Origin of the sequence: Enterococcus diestrammenae, from assembly GCF_049384045.1 — a bacterium.
In the GTDB taxonomy this organism is placed as follows: Bacteria; Bacillota; Bacilli; order Lactobacillales; family Enterococcaceae; genus Enterococcus_C; species Enterococcus_C diestrammenae.
On sequence record NZ_JBMRGR010000017.1, the window covers coordinates 1 to 16,144 of the forward strand.

The 16,144-nt window shown below is 43.9% G+C and carries 14 protein-coding genes, 1 pseudogene and 1 riboswitch; of the genes and pseudogenes, 1 reads left to right on the forward strand and 14 read right to left on the reverse strand.

Going from position 1 to position 16,144, the window contains the following annotated elements; all coding sequences use genetic code 11:
* Positions 1-59: 59 nt before the first annotated feature.
* The 7 genes from ACO03U_RS11140 to ACO03U_RS11170 all read right to left on the reverse strand — a co-directional run bounded on the left by ACO03U_RS11140 (position 60) and on the right by ACO03U_RS11170 (position 8,009).
* A complete protein-coding gene (locus ACO03U_RS11140) occupies positions 60-335 on the reverse strand; it encodes an HU family DNA-binding protein (RefSeq protein WP_161869116.1) in 276 nt (91 codons plus the stop codon).
* Positions 336-915: 580 nt separating this feature from the next.
* Complete coding sequence (der, locus tag ACO03U_RS11145) at positions 916-2,226, reverse strand: ribosome biogenesis GTPase Der (RefSeq protein WP_204687190.1); 1,311 nt, start codon at positions 2,224-2,226, stop codon at positions 916-918.
* A 191-nt stretch (positions 2,227-2,417) separates the two neighbouring features.
* Positions 2,418-3,653 carry a 30S ribosomal protein S1 gene (gene rpsA, locus ACO03U_RS11150; protein WP_204687189.1) on the reverse strand — a complete coding sequence of 412 codons (1,236 nt, stop codon included), beginning with the start codon at positions 3,651-3,653 and terminating at the stop codon, positions 2,418-2,420.
* Between the two features lie 181 nt (positions 3,654-3,834).
* The gene (gene cmk / locus ACO03U_RS11155) at positions 3,835-4,518 is read right to left on the reverse strand and encodes a (d)CMP kinase (RefSeq protein ID WP_204687188.1); all 684 of its coding nucleotides are present in this window, start codon (positions 4,516-4,518) and stop codon (positions 3,835-3,837) included.
* Positions 4,519-4,673: 155 nt separating this feature from the next.
* Positions 4,674-5,525: an SAG1386/EF1546 family surface-associated protein gene (locus tag ACO03U_RS11160; RefSeq protein ID WP_204687187.1), complete on the reverse strand. Its 852-nt coding sequence runs from the start codon at positions 5,523-5,525 to the stop codon at positions 4,674-4,676.
* A gap of 67 nt (positions 5,526-5,592) precedes the next feature.
* The gene (locus tag ACO03U_RS11165) at positions 5,593-7,002 is read right to left on the reverse strand and encodes a RecQ family ATP-dependent DNA helicase (protein ID WP_204687186.1); all 1,410 of its coding nucleotides are present in this window, start codon (positions 7,000-7,002) and stop codon (positions 5,593-5,595) included.
* Positions 6,993-8,009, reverse strand: coding sequence for a helix-turn-helix domain-containing protein (locus ACO03U_RS11170; RefSeq protein ID WP_204687185.1), 1,017 nt, complete (start codon positions 8,007-8,009; stop codon positions 6,993-6,995). The genes ACO03U_RS11165 and ACO03U_RS11170 overlap by 10 nt, the downstream gene beginning before the upstream one ends.
* Positions 8,010-8,040: 31 nt before the next feature.
* On the opposite strand from ACO03U_RS11170, the gene ACO03U_RS11175 reads away from it, so the two are divergent.
* Positions 8,041-8,295 carry a ferredoxin gene (locus tag ACO03U_RS11175; protein WP_204687184.1) on the forward strand — a complete coding sequence of 85 codons (255 nt, stop codon included), beginning with the start codon at positions 8,041-8,043 and terminating at the stop codon, positions 8,293-8,295.
* Positions 8,296-8,514: 219 nt separating this feature from the next.
* Here ACO03U_RS11175 and ACO03U_RS11180 read toward each other — a convergent pair whose 3' ends face one another.
* The 7 genes and pseudogenes from ACO03U_RS11180 to ACO03U_RS11210 form a co-directional block, all read right to left on the reverse strand.
* Positions 8,515-9,867 carry a M20 family metallopeptidase gene (locus ACO03U_RS11180; RefSeq protein ID WP_204687235.1) on the reverse strand — a complete coding sequence of 451 codons (1,353 nt, stop codon included), beginning with the start codon at positions 9,865-9,867 and terminating at the stop codon, positions 8,515-8,517.
* Positions 9,868-10,145: 278 nt separating this feature from the next.
* Complete coding sequence (locus ACO03U_RS11185) at positions 10,146-10,745, reverse strand: ECF transporter S component (protein ID WP_161869123.1); 600 nt, start codon at positions 10,743-10,745, stop codon at positions 10,146-10,148.
* A 226-nt stretch (positions 10,746-10,971) separates the two neighbouring features.
* Positions 10,972-11,094, reverse strand: a riboswitch (FMN riboswitch).
* Positions 11,095-11,158: 64 nt separating this feature from the next.
* Positions 11,159-11,875 carry a pseudouridine synthase gene (locus tag ACO03U_RS11190; RefSeq protein ID WP_204687183.1) on the reverse strand — a complete coding sequence of 239 codons (717 nt, stop codon included), beginning with the start codon at positions 11,873-11,875 and terminating at the stop codon, positions 11,159-11,161.
* A gap of 197 nt (positions 11,876-12,072) precedes the next feature.
* Positions 12,073-12,636, reverse strand: a pseudogene (gene scpB / locus ACO03U_RS11195) (SMC-Scp complex subunit ScpB); the annotation flags it as partial.
* Positions 12,620-13,384, reverse strand: a complete 765-nt coding sequence (locus tag ACO03U_RS11200) for a segregation/condensation protein A (RefSeq protein ID WP_161869126.1) — start codon at positions 13,382-13,384, stop codon at positions 12,620-12,622. The pseudogene scpB and the gene ACO03U_RS11200, both read right to left, overlap by 17 nt.
* 26 nt (positions 13,385-13,410) lie before the next feature.
* The gene (gene xerD / locus ACO03U_RS11205; protein WP_204687181.1) at positions 13,411-14,301 is read right to left on the reverse strand and encodes a site-specific tyrosine recombinase XerD; all 891 of its coding nucleotides are present in this window, start codon (positions 14,299-14,301) and stop codon (positions 13,411-13,413) included.
* 348 nt (positions 14,302-14,649) lie between these two features.
* On the reverse strand, positions 14,650-16,026 hold the full coding sequence (locus ACO03U_RS11210; RefSeq protein ID WP_204687180.1) for a hemolysin family protein: 1,377 nt from the start codon (positions 16,024-16,026) through the stop codon (positions 14,650-14,652).
* Positions 16,027-16,144 lie beyond the last annotated feature (118 nt).

Below are 16,144 nucleotides of genomic sequence, written 5' to 3' on the forward strand. Positions count from 1 at the left end.
CAATAAAAATAAAATAAAAAAAGAAGGAAGCCCGTTGTTATAGGCTTCCTTTCACAGTCTTATTTGACTGCGTCCTTAAGCGCTTTGCCTGGTTTAAACGCAGGAATTTTGCTTGCAGGGATTTGGATTTCTTCACCAGTTTGTGGGTTACGTCCTTTACGTTCTGCACGAGAGCGTACTTCGAAGTTACCGAAACCGATCAATTGAACTTTTTCACCTTTAGCTAAAGCGTCTTGGATTGTTGAAAAAACAGCTTCAACAGCTGCTGTCGCGTCTTTCTTAGTCAAGTCAGTCGCTTTTGCAACTTGTTCGATCAATTCTGCTTTGTTTGCCATGGATGATTCACCTCCTCAAAACGGGTTTTGATGTTTGACCATCAATGCGAAAATTTGAGTGGTCCAAATTTTCGCGATAAATATTGATTCCCATCAATATTCTGTTAATACGTTATCATAAGAACCGCATAATATCAAGGATAACACCACTTTTAGGGGGAGAAAAATCACTTTTTTTGGTTTTTATTCAAATTGTACTGTTATCCTATTGCTTCGGGAAAAAAAGTTAAAAGTAATTATCCAATCCACCACTAAAAGCGATTGTCAAGCTGTTTCTGCCACCTTTAAGCAACCACTCTCTCGAAAGAACACCATTACTACCAAACACATTAACCATCCATGAATTTTTATCGCGGAAATGAGAAAGCCGGCTGGTCTTGCTTCCGGAGAATCCCTCAGGTGGTAGTGGAACCGGTAAAGGCCAAACCAAAGTGCAGTTGTCATTTACCTTGCTGAAGCTAAAGATGGTTAGAATTGGTAGGATGGCATTTTCTCTTGTGGAAATTTCATCCTACCTTAGTCGCTAAAAAAAAACAGCAAAAACTCCCTTAAAAGGAATATTTTTACTGTTAGCTGTTGCTTATTTTCGCCGTCTAGCAATAATCCGAATCGGCGTTCCTTCAAAGGTGAAGGCTTTCCGGATTTGATTTTCCAAAAAACGCGCATAAGAGAAATGCATCAGTTCTTCTTCATTGACAAAGATGACAAAAGTCGGTGGTTTAACAGCCACTTGTGTCGCATAGAAGATTTTCAAACGTTTGCCCTTGTCTGTCGGCGTGGGATTAATCGCTACGGCATCCATAATTACATCGTTAAGTAAGGCCGATGGTACCCGCAGATTTTGATTCATGCTGACTTCTTCAATCATTTCCGGCAATTTATTTAACCGTTGTTTCGTCTTAGCGGAAACAAAAATGATTGGGGCATAGTCCAAGTATTGAAATTCATCGCGAATTTCTTGCTCAAAGTCCCGCAGCGTATTGGTTTCTTTGGTTACCAAATCCCATTTATTAACCACAATAATGATCCCTTTGCCGGCTTCATGCGCGTAACCCGCCACTCGTTTATCCTGTTCGCGGATGCCTTCCTCGCCGTTTAGGACCATTAACACCACATCGGAACGTTCGATGGCTCGCATGGCTCGCATCACACTGTATTTTTCTGTTGACTCATAAACCTTCCCACGTTTGCGCATTCCAGCGGTATCAATCATGGTAAATTCTTGGCCAGATTCTGAAACAAAATGAGTATCAATGGCATCCCTAGTCGTTCCTTCGATAGCTGAAACGATCACCCGGTCTTCACCGAGGATAGCATTGATCAAAGAGGATTTGCCGACATTTGGCCGGCCGATCAAACTGAATTTGATGACACTGTCGTCTTCTTCTTCAACTTCAGTGGTAAAATGCTTCACAGCTTCGTCTAGAATATCCCCGATTCCTAAGCCATGACTTCCTGATACCGGAAATGGATCCCCTAAACCGAGGGAATAAAACTCATAAACGTCTGCCCGCATTTCCGGGTTATCGACTTTATTAACAGCTAATATCACTGGTTTATTGCTACGATAAAGAATCCGTGCCACCATTTCGTCAGCATCGGTTACGCCTTCACGACCACTCACTACCAAGATGATGACATTGGCTTCATCAATGGCAATCTCTGCTTGATGTTTGATTTGATCCATGAAAGGTTCGTCCCCGAGGTCAATTCCCCCAGTATCAATTATAGAAAACTCTCTGCCTAGCCATTCACCAGTGGCATAGATCCGATCACGAGTCACTCCTGGTGTGTCTTCAACGATGGAGATGCGCTCTCCCGCAATACGATTAAAGATTGTGGATTTACCCACGTTTGGGCGTCCTACGATTGCAATTGTTGGATTTGCCATAGAGATCCCACCTTCTTTCTTAAAGTAAATAAAAATAAGAGACCCTGCGTCTCTTTTCGGCTACGTCTTACTTGCCAACCTACGTTAGTTTACCCAATCTACCCGCAAGTTGCAAGCTAAACCGCATTTGTTTCAAAAGACTTAAAAAAACCGAGGCGCTTGATCGCCTCGGTTGAGTATCTAGTTAAGATTTATGCTTCAGGTTGATCATCATCTGCTGTTTCAGAATCGCTCTTCAACGCAGCCCCTAAAATGTCTCCCATAGTGAAACCAGTCGATTCTTCCGGCATCACATAGTCGTCCACTTCTTCAACAGGAGCTTCTTTGGCATCTGCTGGTTTTTCTTCCAGGGCTTTGATGCTCAAAGCAATCCGATGTTCTTGAGGGTTCACTTCCAAGACTTTCACTTTCACAGCATCCCCTTCAGACAATACTTCATGAGGGGTAGCAATATGTTTGTGAGAGATTTGGGAGATATGCACTAAGCCTTCAACCCCAGGGAAAACTTCGACAAACGCACCAAAGCTAGTCAAGCGTTTAACAGTTCCGTCTAAGACAGTCCCCACTGCAGCTTGTTCTTCGATATTATCCCATGGTCCAGGCAAGGTGTCTTTGATAGACAAGGAAATACGTTCCCGATCTGGGTCAACACTCAATACCGCCACTTGAACTTTATCGCCAACTTTCAAAGCATCACTAGGTTTAGCGATGTGGCTGTGGCTGATTTCGGAAACATGGACCAAGCCGTCGATTCCACCAAGGTCTACGAAAGCACCAAAGTCAGTCAAACGAGCCACGGTTCCTTCAACCACGTCGCCTTCTTTAATAGAAGCCAACAATTCTTGTTTTTTACCTGCTTTTTCAGCTTCCACCACAGCTTTGTGGGAAAGGATCAAGCGATTTTCTGAGGGTTCAATTTCAACAATCTTAAATGCCAAGGTTTGGCCTTTGTAAGCAGAAAAGTCCGCTACAAAGTGATCTTCCACCATCGAAGCCGGAACGAAACCACGGACACCAACATCCACCACTAAACCGCCTTTAACAACATCGGTTACTGGGGCTTCAATCACTTTGCCATCTTGGAATTCTTTTTCGATATCTGCCCATACTTTTTTAGCGTCTAGACGACGTTTTGAAAGTAAGTAGCTACCGTTTTCTTTGTCTTTTCCGATGGATGAGATGACGACTAGGTCCAAAACATCCCCTACTTTGATAATTTCGTTGATGTCTTCAACCGGCAAAGTAGAAAGTTCTTTCGCAGGGACTACCCCTTCGACACCCGCGCCTTCGATACCTACGACGGCTTGTCTGTCTTCAATAGCTAAGACCTCTCCTTTAACTACGTCGCCAATTTTGACTTCCCCGAAGCTTTCCAGAGCGTCTGCCATTGATTCAGTGCCTTCTACTTGATTGTTCATTTCTGTCATGACTCATGTCCTCCTAACCAACACAATAATAAATAATCTTTTATACAAACTTCACTCTTAAGTTTAAAATAAACTTTCAGAAAAATAAAGCGATTTCTCTTATTTCTTGCTAATATTCTTGTTTTCAACGGTTTTTTCACGAAAATTTCGATGGGCTTCTTGATCAATCCAAAAAACTAGCTCAAGCCAACGCAGAATCCACTTGATCCGCTACAACTTTTTTGATGGCTGCTACGACATCATCGATCTCCATGCCAGTAGTATCAATCAAAACAGCATCTTTCGCTTGTTTCAAAGGCGATACTTCGCGATGGGAGTCCAAATAATCTCGCTGCTGGATTTCTTTTTTCAAGGTTTCCAAGTCAGTGGGAATCCCTTTTTCCAAGTTTTCGCTGTAGCGTCGTTGGGCTCGTTCATCAACACTAGCCACTAAGAAAATTTTGACCCGGGCATCTGGCAAGACTTGGGTACCGATATCCCGGCCATCCATGACTACACCACCATCTTTGGCGATTTTTTGCTGTTGCCGCACCAACTCTTCCCGGACTTTGGCGTGGGCTGACACTTCAGAAACATTGTTGGTCACTTCTGGAGAGCGAACCGCTTGGGTCACATCCTCCCCATCACAAAAAACCAATTGGCCAGCAGGGCTTTGGCTAAAAGTAATAGGATATTTAGCAATCAAATTAACCAACCCCATTTCGTCAGCAAAAGCTACCTGATGTTTGATGGCTAAATAAGTCACGCTACGATACATCGCTCCCGTATCGGTATAAATAAATCCATAATCTTTGGCTAAAATTTTGGCGACGGTACTTTTCCCAGATGAAGCCGGTCCGTCGATGGCAATGTTGAATTTTTCCACTAGTTTTACTCCTCAATCATCATTTGGTAGCTTCCACAAAGACTATGATAAAAGTTACCAGATTATTTCTATCCTTTTTTCGGTCAGTCTCAGCATTTAGATTCCCAAGTCTCCAAATGAAAAGGCTCACCGTTTTTCACGATGAACCTAATTTGTTAACGAATCCGTAGTTCTTGACCGGGAACCAGCAAAAAGTTATTTGGATCAATGCCATTTAGCTGGTACAAAGTCTCAACTGAAATTCCTACACGAGCGGCAACTTGGTTTGGCCCTTCGCCAGCAAGCACTGTCGTCGTATCGCCACTTGTTTGCCCTTGGTCAGTGCCGTTAGCGTTAGTGGTACTCCCATCGGCATTCGTTGTAGTGCCGTCTGCATTCGTCGTAGTCCCATCGGCATTGGTGGTTGTTCCATCAGCATTCGTCGTGGTCCCGTCGGCATTGGTGGTCGAGCCATCAGCGTTCGTAACTGAACCATCGGCATTCGTCGTAGTGCCATCTGCATTGGTGACAGAACCGTCGGCATTCGTGGTGCTGCCATCAGCATTCGTGGTTGTCCCATCGCCATTAGCAGTCTCATTATTGTCTTGGTTTGAATCCCCTTGATCTGCTCCAGCTTGATTGTCGGTCGTGTCAGCGTCACCGTTATCTGCTGCTTCGGCTTCAGAGCTTTCAGAAGTGCTAGATGTTTCGGTGCTGGAACTTTCAGCTGTTGATGAAGATTCACTGCTACTCGATTCGGTCGTACTCGTAATTGCGGTGGTCTCTGTTGTCGTACTTTCCGGTACCGCCGCCCGTTTGTCGTCATGAGAGAGTAACGCGTAAAAAATCGAGAGCATCAAAATACAGACTGCTAACATCACCACTAAGGAGATGAGGAATACTTTGTTGCCATTTTTACTGCGTCGTTGTTGGGAGCGCGACCCTAAGCCATCCCCTTCTGTGTCATAGATGGGCTGTTCCCACGGTTCTTGTGTTTCATTGTTCTGAAAATCATCTTTTTTACTCAATAGTCTGTCCTCCTGCAATCATTCGTTCGCTATTATACCACAGGATATCAGACCCTGTCCTGTAAAATCATAAGCCAGCGTCATCTTTAAATAATTTTAGCAAAATATCCCGCCAGTTTCCCTTTTCCTCCAAAGTAGCTACCCTTTGCTCCCCTTTTGGATAAACCAATGTGGCCCCATGGAGATCACAACAAGGTTCTTGGGCAGCTGGTGGCTCTTCATCAAAATAGCGCAAAAGATACTGCCGCCGACAATTAGGTTCGTGAATATACCCTAGCATCGCTTGCAAACGGGCTTCCTTGTTTGCTTCATTATTCGCTAAGGCTTGGGGAAGTTGCGATCCTGACTCCCCTTTGATCAGATGCAACCATTTTTCTTGCAAAGGGGTGGCAGCTGAGGATTGCTTAGAGGGACTCGTCAATAAACGTTCCAGTCCCTGACGTTCTTCTAGTAACTTTTGGTGAAAATAGCGATGGATTTGTTCATCCCCCGATTGGTAAAGTAAAATCGCTTGGGCTGCTTCCCCGTCACGGCCAGCGCGGCCACTTTCCTGTAAGTAATTTTCAGGGCTATCAGGCAACTCATAATGAATCACAAAACGCAAATCGCCTTTATTGATCCCCATACCAAAAGCATTGGTGGCAATCATCAGCTGTAATTTACCAGTGCTAAACTGCTGTTGCAATAGCTTTCGTTGGTCACTTTCCAGACCACCATGGTAATAACCGACTGAAAATTCGCCTCGTAAACACTCATACAAAGCTTCCACTTGACTGCGAGTCACACAGTAAATCAAGCCACAAGCCTCCGTCTGTCGCAGAAATTCCAACAACCACGCCCGCTTGTCTGCCGGTTGGTAGACAAAATAGGCGATATTGGGACGATCAGCTGAAAACTGGTGAATCACCCCATCTGCGTCCAATAACTGCGTCGCGATATCTTTGGCTACCGGTGCTGTCGCCGTGGCAGTCAGAGCCAAAACTGGTAAATTGCCTAGCGCTTTTTTGCATTCCGGAAGCAAGCGATATTCTGGTCGAAAATCAATGCCCCATTGTGACAAGCAGTGGGCTTCATCCACAACCATGAAAGCAAGCTCTTGTTTTTGCAACGCAGCTAAAACTGGTGGATTTTGTAGCATTTCGGGACTGACAAATAAAAATTTATACTGGTGGAGTCGTTGCAACAGATAGCTCTTTTCCTCCCAAGTCAGTTGGGAAGTCAAGGCAATTGCCCGTTTTTCTCCTCTTGCTTGCAAGGCGGCTACTTGATCTTCCATCAAAGCAATCAACGGTGATACCACAACCACCAGTCCTGAAGTCAGATAGCCCGCCAGCTGATAACACAAGCTTTTTCCGGTCCCAGTGGGTAAGATTCCTAAAGTATCATGACCAGAAAGCAAGGATTCGATAATCTCCCGCTGTCCTGGGCGAAACTCATCATAGTCAAAATAACTTTTCAAAGCTAATTTTAATAACATGCCATCACCTGCTTACGCTGAATCTGATAAAGAGCAAAACTCAAAAAATCGATCGCCTCTTTCTGAGGAAGACTGCCATAGCGCCAGTGACGGGGATCATCTGGCAGTTGCTGCAAAAGGGCTAGCGTTTCAGGTTGAAGAAAACGATGATAGTCAAAGGAAGCATCGCTAATGGCCCATTCAATCAAGTGATCATTGATGGTGCCTGGCCGCAGCTTACGCACCGCTGCCACTTCTTGAAAAGTAAATCCAACTGTAAAATAATCTTTCGTTACCATCGCACTGTGATTTTGATCCAGCTGGATAAAAGGCTGGATGATCTGATAAGTAAGAAAGCTTGGTTGCTGCAACGCCAGTGTAAAGAAACGGTGCTGGCGACTGCGCAGAGCTAAGGGTGACCACGGGTGATCTGCCAGTTCCTCCGCCACCGTCTGATAATTCGCCAGGCCCTGCACCTGATAGCCAGAAAAGCTTAGAGCTAGCCCATTCGCCGCGGTTTCTGGTAGTTGGCTAAAAATTTGTTCCAGCTCTTGATAAAGCATTGGCCGCAATTTCGTGCCGTTACTTCTCACCAATTGTCGCACAGGTTCCGTATATTGCGGTCCTGTTTCCAAGGGAACAAAACTTGTGCTTCGCTGATATTCCGAAGCTGTCTGCACCAATAATCGCAACAACCGCCAAGCCACCGGCGCACTTTTATTAAACTTAAAATTTTGGAGGCCCGCCACAACTTCAACCTGGGCCTCAGTTAAGTGTGGTGCCATCTTGGTTTTCACAAAATAATCCGGTGCCACTTCTGTCAACCAACCTTTGGCCACCATTTCCTGGAGCAGCTGAAAAAAAGTTGCTTTTTTCATTTTTGGAAAAACACTCCAGTAAGGTAACAAGTCCCAAAGATAGCCGTAAAGCAACGTCGAACTACTACGTTTTCCAATCAAAATCTGATAAACCGTACTAGCCTTCAACTTGTCACCTTGCTGAAAGAAGGATAAAATAAAGGTATCCATCTGCAAAAAACCTCCGAAAGTATGTGAAAAAATGGAACTACTCTGCAAAATCAAACCAGAACTCTGTATCGCTTGCGGGCTATGTGCCATCTATGCCCCGACGATTTTTGATTACGATGAAAATGGGATTCTTTTATTCAAAGAAGAACCAGTAGCCCGCCAACAATTCATTCGCCCCGAACAGCAAGCTGCGCTTCGCAAAGCCGCTGGTAAATGTCCCGTCCGAGCGATTTTGCTAGAGCAATTACCCGCGGCAAAAACCACGAAAGACGCCGGACTCCTCTAATAAAAAATACGCCTTTTCTGCTGAAATACCAACAGGCATATTATTTTGAAAACCAACAGCCCTATTTTCGCCGGTTTTCTCAGCTTGTAGCCAGTCTCATCGTCCTTAGCAGCACGTTTTGTTCGTAAAACTGAAAAGTGATTTCTCAAGTAAAACCAAGATAATAGCTATTTTCATGGCTGTTATCTTGGTTTTTTTCAATTATTCAAAAATGTATATTTATTTTTTGCCACACATGCGGTAAATGGTTTCTGCATAGATTTCCATCACTTGGTAGAAACTTGCTAAAGACCACTGCTCATTTGCTTGATGAACGTAGTCCGGCGTATCGGCAAACATCGCCCCAAAGGCCACACAATTAGTCATTGCTCGCGCAAAAGTCGCCCCGCCATTGACGAAAGGTTCCGTCTGATCGCCAGTTAACTCCCGATATGTTGCTAATAAGGTGGTAATCAGAGGACTATCCACAGGCACATACAGGGGTGCCAAATAATCATGTTCGTGGTAGGTTAAGCCATAAGTCGCTGCTTTTTCAGTCAGAGCTTTCACCAGTGTTTCTTTTTCCAACGTAACGGGATAGCGGAAGTCTAAGCCAATTCGTGTCTCTTCAGGCGTGATTGACAGACTGGCTACATTCATGGTCATCGGTCCTGAGACTTCATCACTAAACTCTCCGACAAAACTTGCACCGGTAGCATCCTCACCAATAACTGCACCTAGTAAGGTTACACCACTGAGTTCAGTGAACAACCCCGCTTTCACTAAGCCTTGCGCCAAGCGGGTTACCGCATTTTGGCCTTTTGGAGCCAATTTAGAATGGACACTTTTGCCCAAAACAGAAAGTCCCGTCCCATGTTCCTCATAAGCATAGCCTGATTCATCCAAAGCGGTAGCTAGCAAGTCCCGTGAAGCCCCTCGATACTCAGCATGATCAGGCACCACATTTAGCGCGCCACCACAAACCAATGTGAGCTCGTTACTACCAGCTCCCGTCAAATAGACTTGCAATAACCCTTTTTCTGCAAAGGTCAGGGGGAATTTCGAGTCTGGCGCAAAGCCGGCGGTGATCATTTCTTCTTTTTCGTTGTAACGATTAATACAACGCCAAAGATTTTCCTCATCCGTCCCAAAAATAAACCTTACTCGTTGATTAAACTCAACACCGGCATCCATCAAGGCTTTTACCCCAAACAAAGCTGCCATCGTTGGTCCTTTGTCGTCTTGGACTCCCCGCGCAATAATCTTACCATCTTGAATCACCGGCTCAAATGGATTTGTCAACCAGCCTTCTTGTCCTTCTGCTGGCACCACATCCAAGTGACATAAAATGCCAAACAACTCTGTCCCAGCACCAACTTCGGCATAGCCATAATACCCCTCTGGATCTTGAAATGTCCGAAACCCTAGTTTTTGACAGATTGCCAAAGTTTCTTCTAAAGCTTTTAAACACCCAGCGCCAAAGGGTTGGCCTGGGTGACTATCTGTTTCATCCAGCACTGAGGGAATTGCTACAATATGAGACAAAGCTGCGACTGCTTGTTGTCGATGTTCTTCTTTAATAAATGTCATGATCTTGCTCCTTGATAACGAATTTTTTCAGTAAAAATGTCATAAAATACGTTCCCGCTCTTTATGACCAATAACTGATTGCTTCATTTATCGTAGCCGACATTCGCCACTTTGTCTAGAACTATCATAGCTTTCACTATTCGAAAAAACATTGCCCGCAATCGATGAGCCTGCTTTGGCCTCACTGGTGTTTCCACTGAGACTTTAGAGTTATTTTCATCCTTTACTACAATAAAAAGGCCCCTACTGTAGCGTTACAGTAGGAGCTAATCTGGTTTAAATTAAGCAATATGGCGACGGCGTTCCCGTTGCTTTTTGGAAAGCCAAGGCAAGAGTTTCATGTACAAGGCCATAAAGACCGCACTAACGATGGCACCTTTGATCAAGTTAAAGGGTACGATACCGACAGCAATATATTTTGCCATGGTAACACCCAGCATTTGATCTGCCGTCACTCCGTAAAATTGCAAATACAACGGAGTAATCACAAAGTAATTGGCAACACTCATGAAAATCGTCATGGCACCAATCCCAGTGACTAAACCAAGGGCTTTATTTTTCATTTTACTGGCCCCGCGATTGAAGAAATAATACATCGGCAAAGTGAAGATGGTGGTTGCTAAGAAACTGGCTACATCCCCGACAATATTGGTGGGTTCTAAGCCACTTAGTAACAAATGTAGACTGGATCGAATCAAGGCGGTAATCACCCCGGCGCCTGGTCCAAAGATAAACATACTCATCAAGACCGGTGTATCACTAAAATCGATTTTTAAAAAACTGAAAGCTGGAAATAGTGGAAATGCTAAAAACTGTAAAACAACTCCGATTGCTGCGAACATCGCAATGACAATCATTTTTTGAACTTTGGTGTTCTTCATCTAGAAATCCTCTCCTCTTGTGTCGGGAAACCAGTTAGGCTTCCTCGTTAGTGGTAAAGGATCCATCTTCAAACGAACCTCTTTGCTGCCGTTTGCCAAATCCCGCGGGACTCCTGTCTTTTAAAAGAGATATTCCGAAACCTTCTTGTTAAAAAAGACACAAAAAACTCTGCTTTCCAGGGGAAAACAGAGTTAGAGTCATCTGGCAATCGTGCGCGCAAATAAGCTCTATCTTCTTTATCCAGACTTTACTGTCGGTATCGGAATTGCACCGATTCAACCGCCGTAGTACGACGGGTCGTGGACTATACCACCGGTCGGGAATTTCACCCTGCCCCTGAAGACGAACCTTTATTAAGTTGTACAAGCTTATTATACCGAATCCTTCCACTAATGCAAGGTCTTTGTTTTACTTACTTCGACTGTTGTAACAGAGAAGTGATTTCTTTGCGACTTAATTGACGGAATTCGCCAGGCCGCAAGCCAGCTAAAGTCAACTCCCCATATTTTTCCCGTTTCAATTTTTGAACCGGTAAGCCGATTGCTTGAAACATATTTTTCACTTGATGATTACGCCCTTCATGAATCGTCAACGAGACAATACTTGTTTGAGCTACTTTATCAGTCGAAAGAATCTCATAGCGAGCCGGCGCCAAACGATGGCCTTCAATCCGCATGCCTTTTGTTAATGGATAGAGGTTTTTTTGATCGGCAATGCCTTTGACTTTAGCCACATAGACTTTATCCACCTCGTGCTTAGGGTGCGTCAAGCGTTGGGCAAAGGCACCATCATTGGTTAATAACAATAAGCCCGAAGTATCGTAATCCAAACGACCAACAGGATAAATCCGTTCAGGTACATCAGTGAAATAATCCACTACGGTTTTGCGACCTTTGTCATCAGTCACTGCCGAGATGACCCCACGAGGTTTATACAAGACAAAATAAACCGGCTCTTCTTGATAAATCGGCACATCGTCCACTTCGACGCGATCTTTAGGACCGGCTTTGGCACCAAGTTCTTTCACGGTGACACCATTGACCTTGACACGTCCAGCTAAAATCAATTCTTCTGCTTTCCGACGGGAGGCAATCCCGGCATGGGCGATTACTTTTTGCAATCTTTCCATTAGTTTTCCTCATTTCCTGATGGGAGGTTAAAACCCATCAACTCGTGATCTTCTTCATCATCGGTTTCTTTTGGTTGTATATCCGAAAAAGTTGGTGATGCACTAGATGCGACTTCATCTTCTGAAGTTTCTGACTCATCGGCTTGGCGCTTTTGATCTTGGTAAAGCTCAGAGGCAGCATCAGCTTCAGCCAATTCCTCTTGATAACGGTCGAAGAAAAGATCCAAGGGCATTTCTTCATCCAGTTCTGATTCCATCGCTTGAATATCTGGTAACTCCTGCAAATCCTTTAATCCGAAATAATCCATAAAGTAGGGCGTCGTCCCATACAAAATCGCCCGACCAGGCCCATCTACCCGCCCTTTTTCTTCTATCAATTGACGAGCTACCAATTTTTGCACCGAACCAGAAGATTGGACCCCACGGATTTCATCCACCTCAATGCGAGTAATTGGTTGTTTGTAAGCAATAATCGATAAAGTTTCTAATGCCGCTTGTGACAGACGATTGGCTAACGGGGATTGGGCGTATTTTTTTAGTAACGGAGCAAATTCCCGCTTTGTCGTCAATACAAAATGGTTCCCCACCTCTAAAATATTCAAAGCTGAAGTCGGGCTTTCCTGATAATCCTTTTGTAGTTCTTGAATTAAATCATAAACACCAGCCGTTTTAGTATTCAACAAAAAACTCAGCTCTTCCAAGCCAATGCCTTCATCGCCTACCACAAACAGTAGCGCTTCTAGTTCACTCTTTTTGTTCATTTTGATTTTCCTTTTCTATAGGGTAAAGCATAATTTCACCATAATTTTCGGTTTGGACCACCTGTAACTGGCGGTTTTTCATCAATTCCAACAAGGCCATAAAGGTGGTGACGATTTCTGATCTGGAGTAGGTCAAAAAATACGAACTAAGACTGCGACCCGTTTTCGACGTCAGCTGGCCCAGTGATGCTTGAATTTCTGCCATCTTTTCTTCGATAGTGTTTTCATCAGAAGCAATCGTCGTTTCCACTATTTGGCGTTTTTTGCGTTTTTCCAACATTTGATGAAAGGCCAAAAATAAATCGATAGTGGTTATTTGATGAGCTGGTAACAGGGGATTTTCTTCCTTGTAGTCATCCACATCCATCGGCTCTTTCGTATAGTACTGACTTCGTTCCTCTTCTTTTTCCGAAAGCAATTCAGCCGCATATTTAAATTTACGATATTCCAACAGTTGGGTCACCAGAGCATCACGGGGATCTTCTTCATATTCCTCAGCCTCTGGGGCAAACTCTTGTTTCGGTAAGAGCATTTGTGACTTGATTGCCATCAAAGTAGCCGCCATCACTAAGTATTCCCCAGCGACTTCTAATTCTAACGTAGTCATGGCATGGATATAGCCCATGTATTGCTCGGTAACTGCAGCAATCGGAATATCATAAATATCGATTTCCAGTTTTTGAATCAGATGCAACAAAAGGTCTAACGGACCCTCAAAAACATCCAATTTAATCTTGATCTCTTCCATGATCCGTTTCCTTTCTAGCGCCGTCTTTACGCACGAGGGAAGTATTCTTTGTAGACATCCGTCATCCGTTTTTTGGTGATATGGGTATAGATCTGAGTGGTGGAAATATCAGCATGCCCCAACAACTCCTGAACGGTCCGCAAATCGGCCCCATTTTCCAACAAATGGGTCGCAAAACTATGGCGTAACGTATGGGGGGTCACTGTTTTATGGATTCCCGCTTGGCGCACGATTTGCTTCAAATTTTTCCAAATGCCTTGTCGCGACAAACCGGTGCCATGATGATTAACAAAGAGATGTTCCTCTTCAGGATGCTTGGCAGTCAGCTGAGGTCGTGCTTCTTCCAGATAGCGTTGCACCCACTTAATCGCATAATCTCCTAAAGGGACGATGCGCTCTTTGTCCCCCTTACCTAGAGTTTGCAATAACCCAATACTTAAATGGAGATCCTTGAGTTTCAAACCGATCAACTCACTCACCCGCAAGCCAGTGGCATACATGACTTCTAAAATCGCCCGATCCCGCAAACCCAAGAGTTCTTTGGTATCCGGTGTTTCAATCAAGCGTTCCACTTCCGCCAAGCTCAAGGTATCTGGTAACCGCTGTTGCTTCTTCGGTGTTTCAATGTGTTGCATCGGATCATGCTCTGTATAACGTTCTTGTCGCAAAAACTGATGAAAGCGACGCAAACTAGAAATCATCCGAGCCAGGGTCGCTGAAGACTTGCCCGCTTTTTGTAAGGACTGCAAAAAACTTAGAATCATAAAACGATCAACCTCTTGCCAGGAGTTGACCTGTTCTTTTTGTAGATAAGCTAAATATTGATGCAAATCTCGTCGGTAACTTTCGCGAGTGTTTTTCGACAGTCCCCGCTCAATTAGTAAATAATGAAGGTAATCCACGATTTGCTCTTCCATAGCAATCCCTCAACTTTCGCTTTACTATCATAGCAAATAACCAAGAATTACGATAGTAGAAATCTTCTTTCCCCGGATTTTTCAAGTTTTTCTTAGGTAAAACCTGATTTTGGATATTGTGAAAACATTGATTTCGTTTTGTAGTATAAGTAAGCTGGCGGGCCTTATTTTTTGGTCAATCATTCGTAAACCAAAAGCACTACGTCCAAAATCGCTAGGTGAAACCTCATTTTTCTCCACAATTACCACAGATAAAAAGAACCCACCGACTAGCAATCGGTGGATTCTTTCGAGTTACGTTTCAGATAACAATCGTTTTCGGCGCCGTAAATCCCGGTCGCCAGCTGCTCATCTGCGAGGTTCATCCTCTTCAAAATCTTTACGGAAATGGCGCCGTTCTTCTTCCGGTTCGACGTCAATATCCTCTGGGTCATGAAAGACGACCCGGATTTTCAACACCCGAGAACCTTCCAACTCCTCAGAAATCAAGGTCACGTTGTCGACATCAAAAGACAGCACTTCATCAGCATCTGGGATAGTCCCCAACGCGGTAATTAAATACCCCGCCATCGTATCCACATCACTCATGTGCAGATTGGTCCCAAAGGCTTCGTTAAATTCGTCGATCAACATCCGCCCTTGAATAATATATTCGTGGTCGGCAACTTTTTCATAGAGGGTTTCGACTTCGTCAGACTCATCATCGATTTCACCAACGATTTCTTCCAACAAGTCCTCTAAGGTTACCAAACCAACCACGCCACCATATTCATCTAACAAGATAGCCATCTGGTTTTGCGTTTTCTTCAATTCGTACAGTAGGTCATCAATAAAAACAGTTTCTGGAACAAACAACGGCTCTTGCAGCAATTCTTTGATCTGCAAATTGTCAAAACCATCTTTGAAAGAAGCTTTCAAAAGTGTTTTGGTGTGCAAAACCCCTACTACTTTGTCTTTATCATCGTTGTACACCGGAATTCGTGAATAGTTTTCAGCTAAAATCCCGCTGAGAATCTCGTGTACTGGATCATTGATATCCACCATGAAAGCATCTGTGCGGGGAACCATGACTTCGCGGGCTACTTTGGTATCCAAGGCAAAGATTCCCTGAAGCATTTCCAGTTCATCCTCTTCAAAGACCCCTTCTGTTTCCAACATGTAGCGCATCTCGTCGCGGGTCATCTTGGTATCTTCATCGTCAAATTCCATCGGTGTAATCCGCGCCAATAAACTCGTAGAAGCCGAAAGTAACCAAACAAAAGGCTTCGCAATTATCCCGATAGCCCGAATGATTCCAGAGCTAAATTTAGCCACTTCTTCGGATTTATTCATGGCGATTCGTTTTGGATATAACTCACCAAAAACAATCGAAACATAGGTCAAAATCGCCAAGACGACAATACTTGCGATACTTTTGGCAGCCGCGGAATTTCCAAATACAGGTGCTAGCCGACTAGACAGGGTATCTGCTAAAGAAGCCCCTGACAAGATATTGACTAAAGTAATCCCCACTTGAATCGTTGATAAAAAGTTTGTGGGTTCTTGCAATATCTTTAATAATTTTTGGGATTTAGTATCCCCTTCTTCTGCTTTTTGTTCGATCCTATTTTTGTTGACGGTGACGACAGCAATCTCGGATGCAGCCAGAAAGGCATTGATCAAAGTCAAGACGATCAACAACAGTATCTGTACAAAAAGCGACTGACTCTCGGGGTCAGCATTCATAATGGCACTCTCTCTCTTTCATGTTGAAAATTAGTTTTAAGTAGAAAAAAACGTGGATAAATCCACGTTAAAAGCGTATCATAAAGCGTTTTTCTTTGCAATAAAAATAAATTGCTAC

Excerpts from the sequence above, each read along its gene's own strand:
- ACO03U_RS11140 (WP_161869116.1), bottom strand. The coding sequence starts at position 335 with ATGGCAAACAAAGCAGAATTGATCGAACAAGTTGCAAAAGCGACTGAC.
- der (WP_204687190.1), bottom strand. The coding sequence starts at position 2,226 with ATGGCAAATCCAACAATTGCAATCGTAGGACGCCCAAACGTGGGTAAA.
- rpsA (WP_204687189.1), bottom strand. The coding sequence starts at position 3,653 with ATGACAGAAATGAACAATCAAGTAGAAGGCACTGAATCAATGGCAGAC.
- ACO03U_RS11165 (WP_204687186.1), bottom strand. The coding sequence starts at position 7,002 with ATGTTATTAAAATTAGCTTTGAAAAGTTATTTTGACTATGATGAGTTT.
- ACO03U_RS11170 (WP_204687185.1), bottom strand. The coding sequence starts at position 8,009 with ATGGATACCTTTATTTTATCCTTCTTTCAGCAAGGTGACAAGTTGAAG.
- ACO03U_RS11175 (WP_204687184.1), top strand. The coding sequence starts at position 8,041 with ATGGAACTACTCTGCAAAATCAAACCAGAACTCTGTATCGCTTGCGGG.
- ACO03U_RS11185 (WP_161869123.1), bottom strand. The coding sequence starts at position 10,745 with ATGAAGAACACCAAAGTTCAAAAAATGATTGTCATTGCGATGTTCGCA.
- ACO03U_RS11190 (WP_204687183.1), bottom strand. The coding sequence starts at position 11,875 with ATGGAAAGATTGCAAAAAGTAATCGCCCATGCCGGGATTGCCTCCCGT.
- ACO03U_RS11200 (WP_161869126.1), bottom strand. The coding sequence starts at position 13,384 with ATGGAAGAGATCAAGATTAAATTGGATGTTTTTGAGGGTCCGTTAGAC.
- xerD (WP_204687181.1), bottom strand. The coding sequence starts at position 14,301 with ATGGAAGAGCAAATCGTGGATTACCTTCATTATTTACTAATTGAGCGG.
- ACO03U_RS11210 (WP_204687180.1), bottom strand. The coding sequence starts at position 16,026 with ATGAATGCTGACCCCGAGAGTCAGTCGCTTTTTGTACAGATACTGTTG.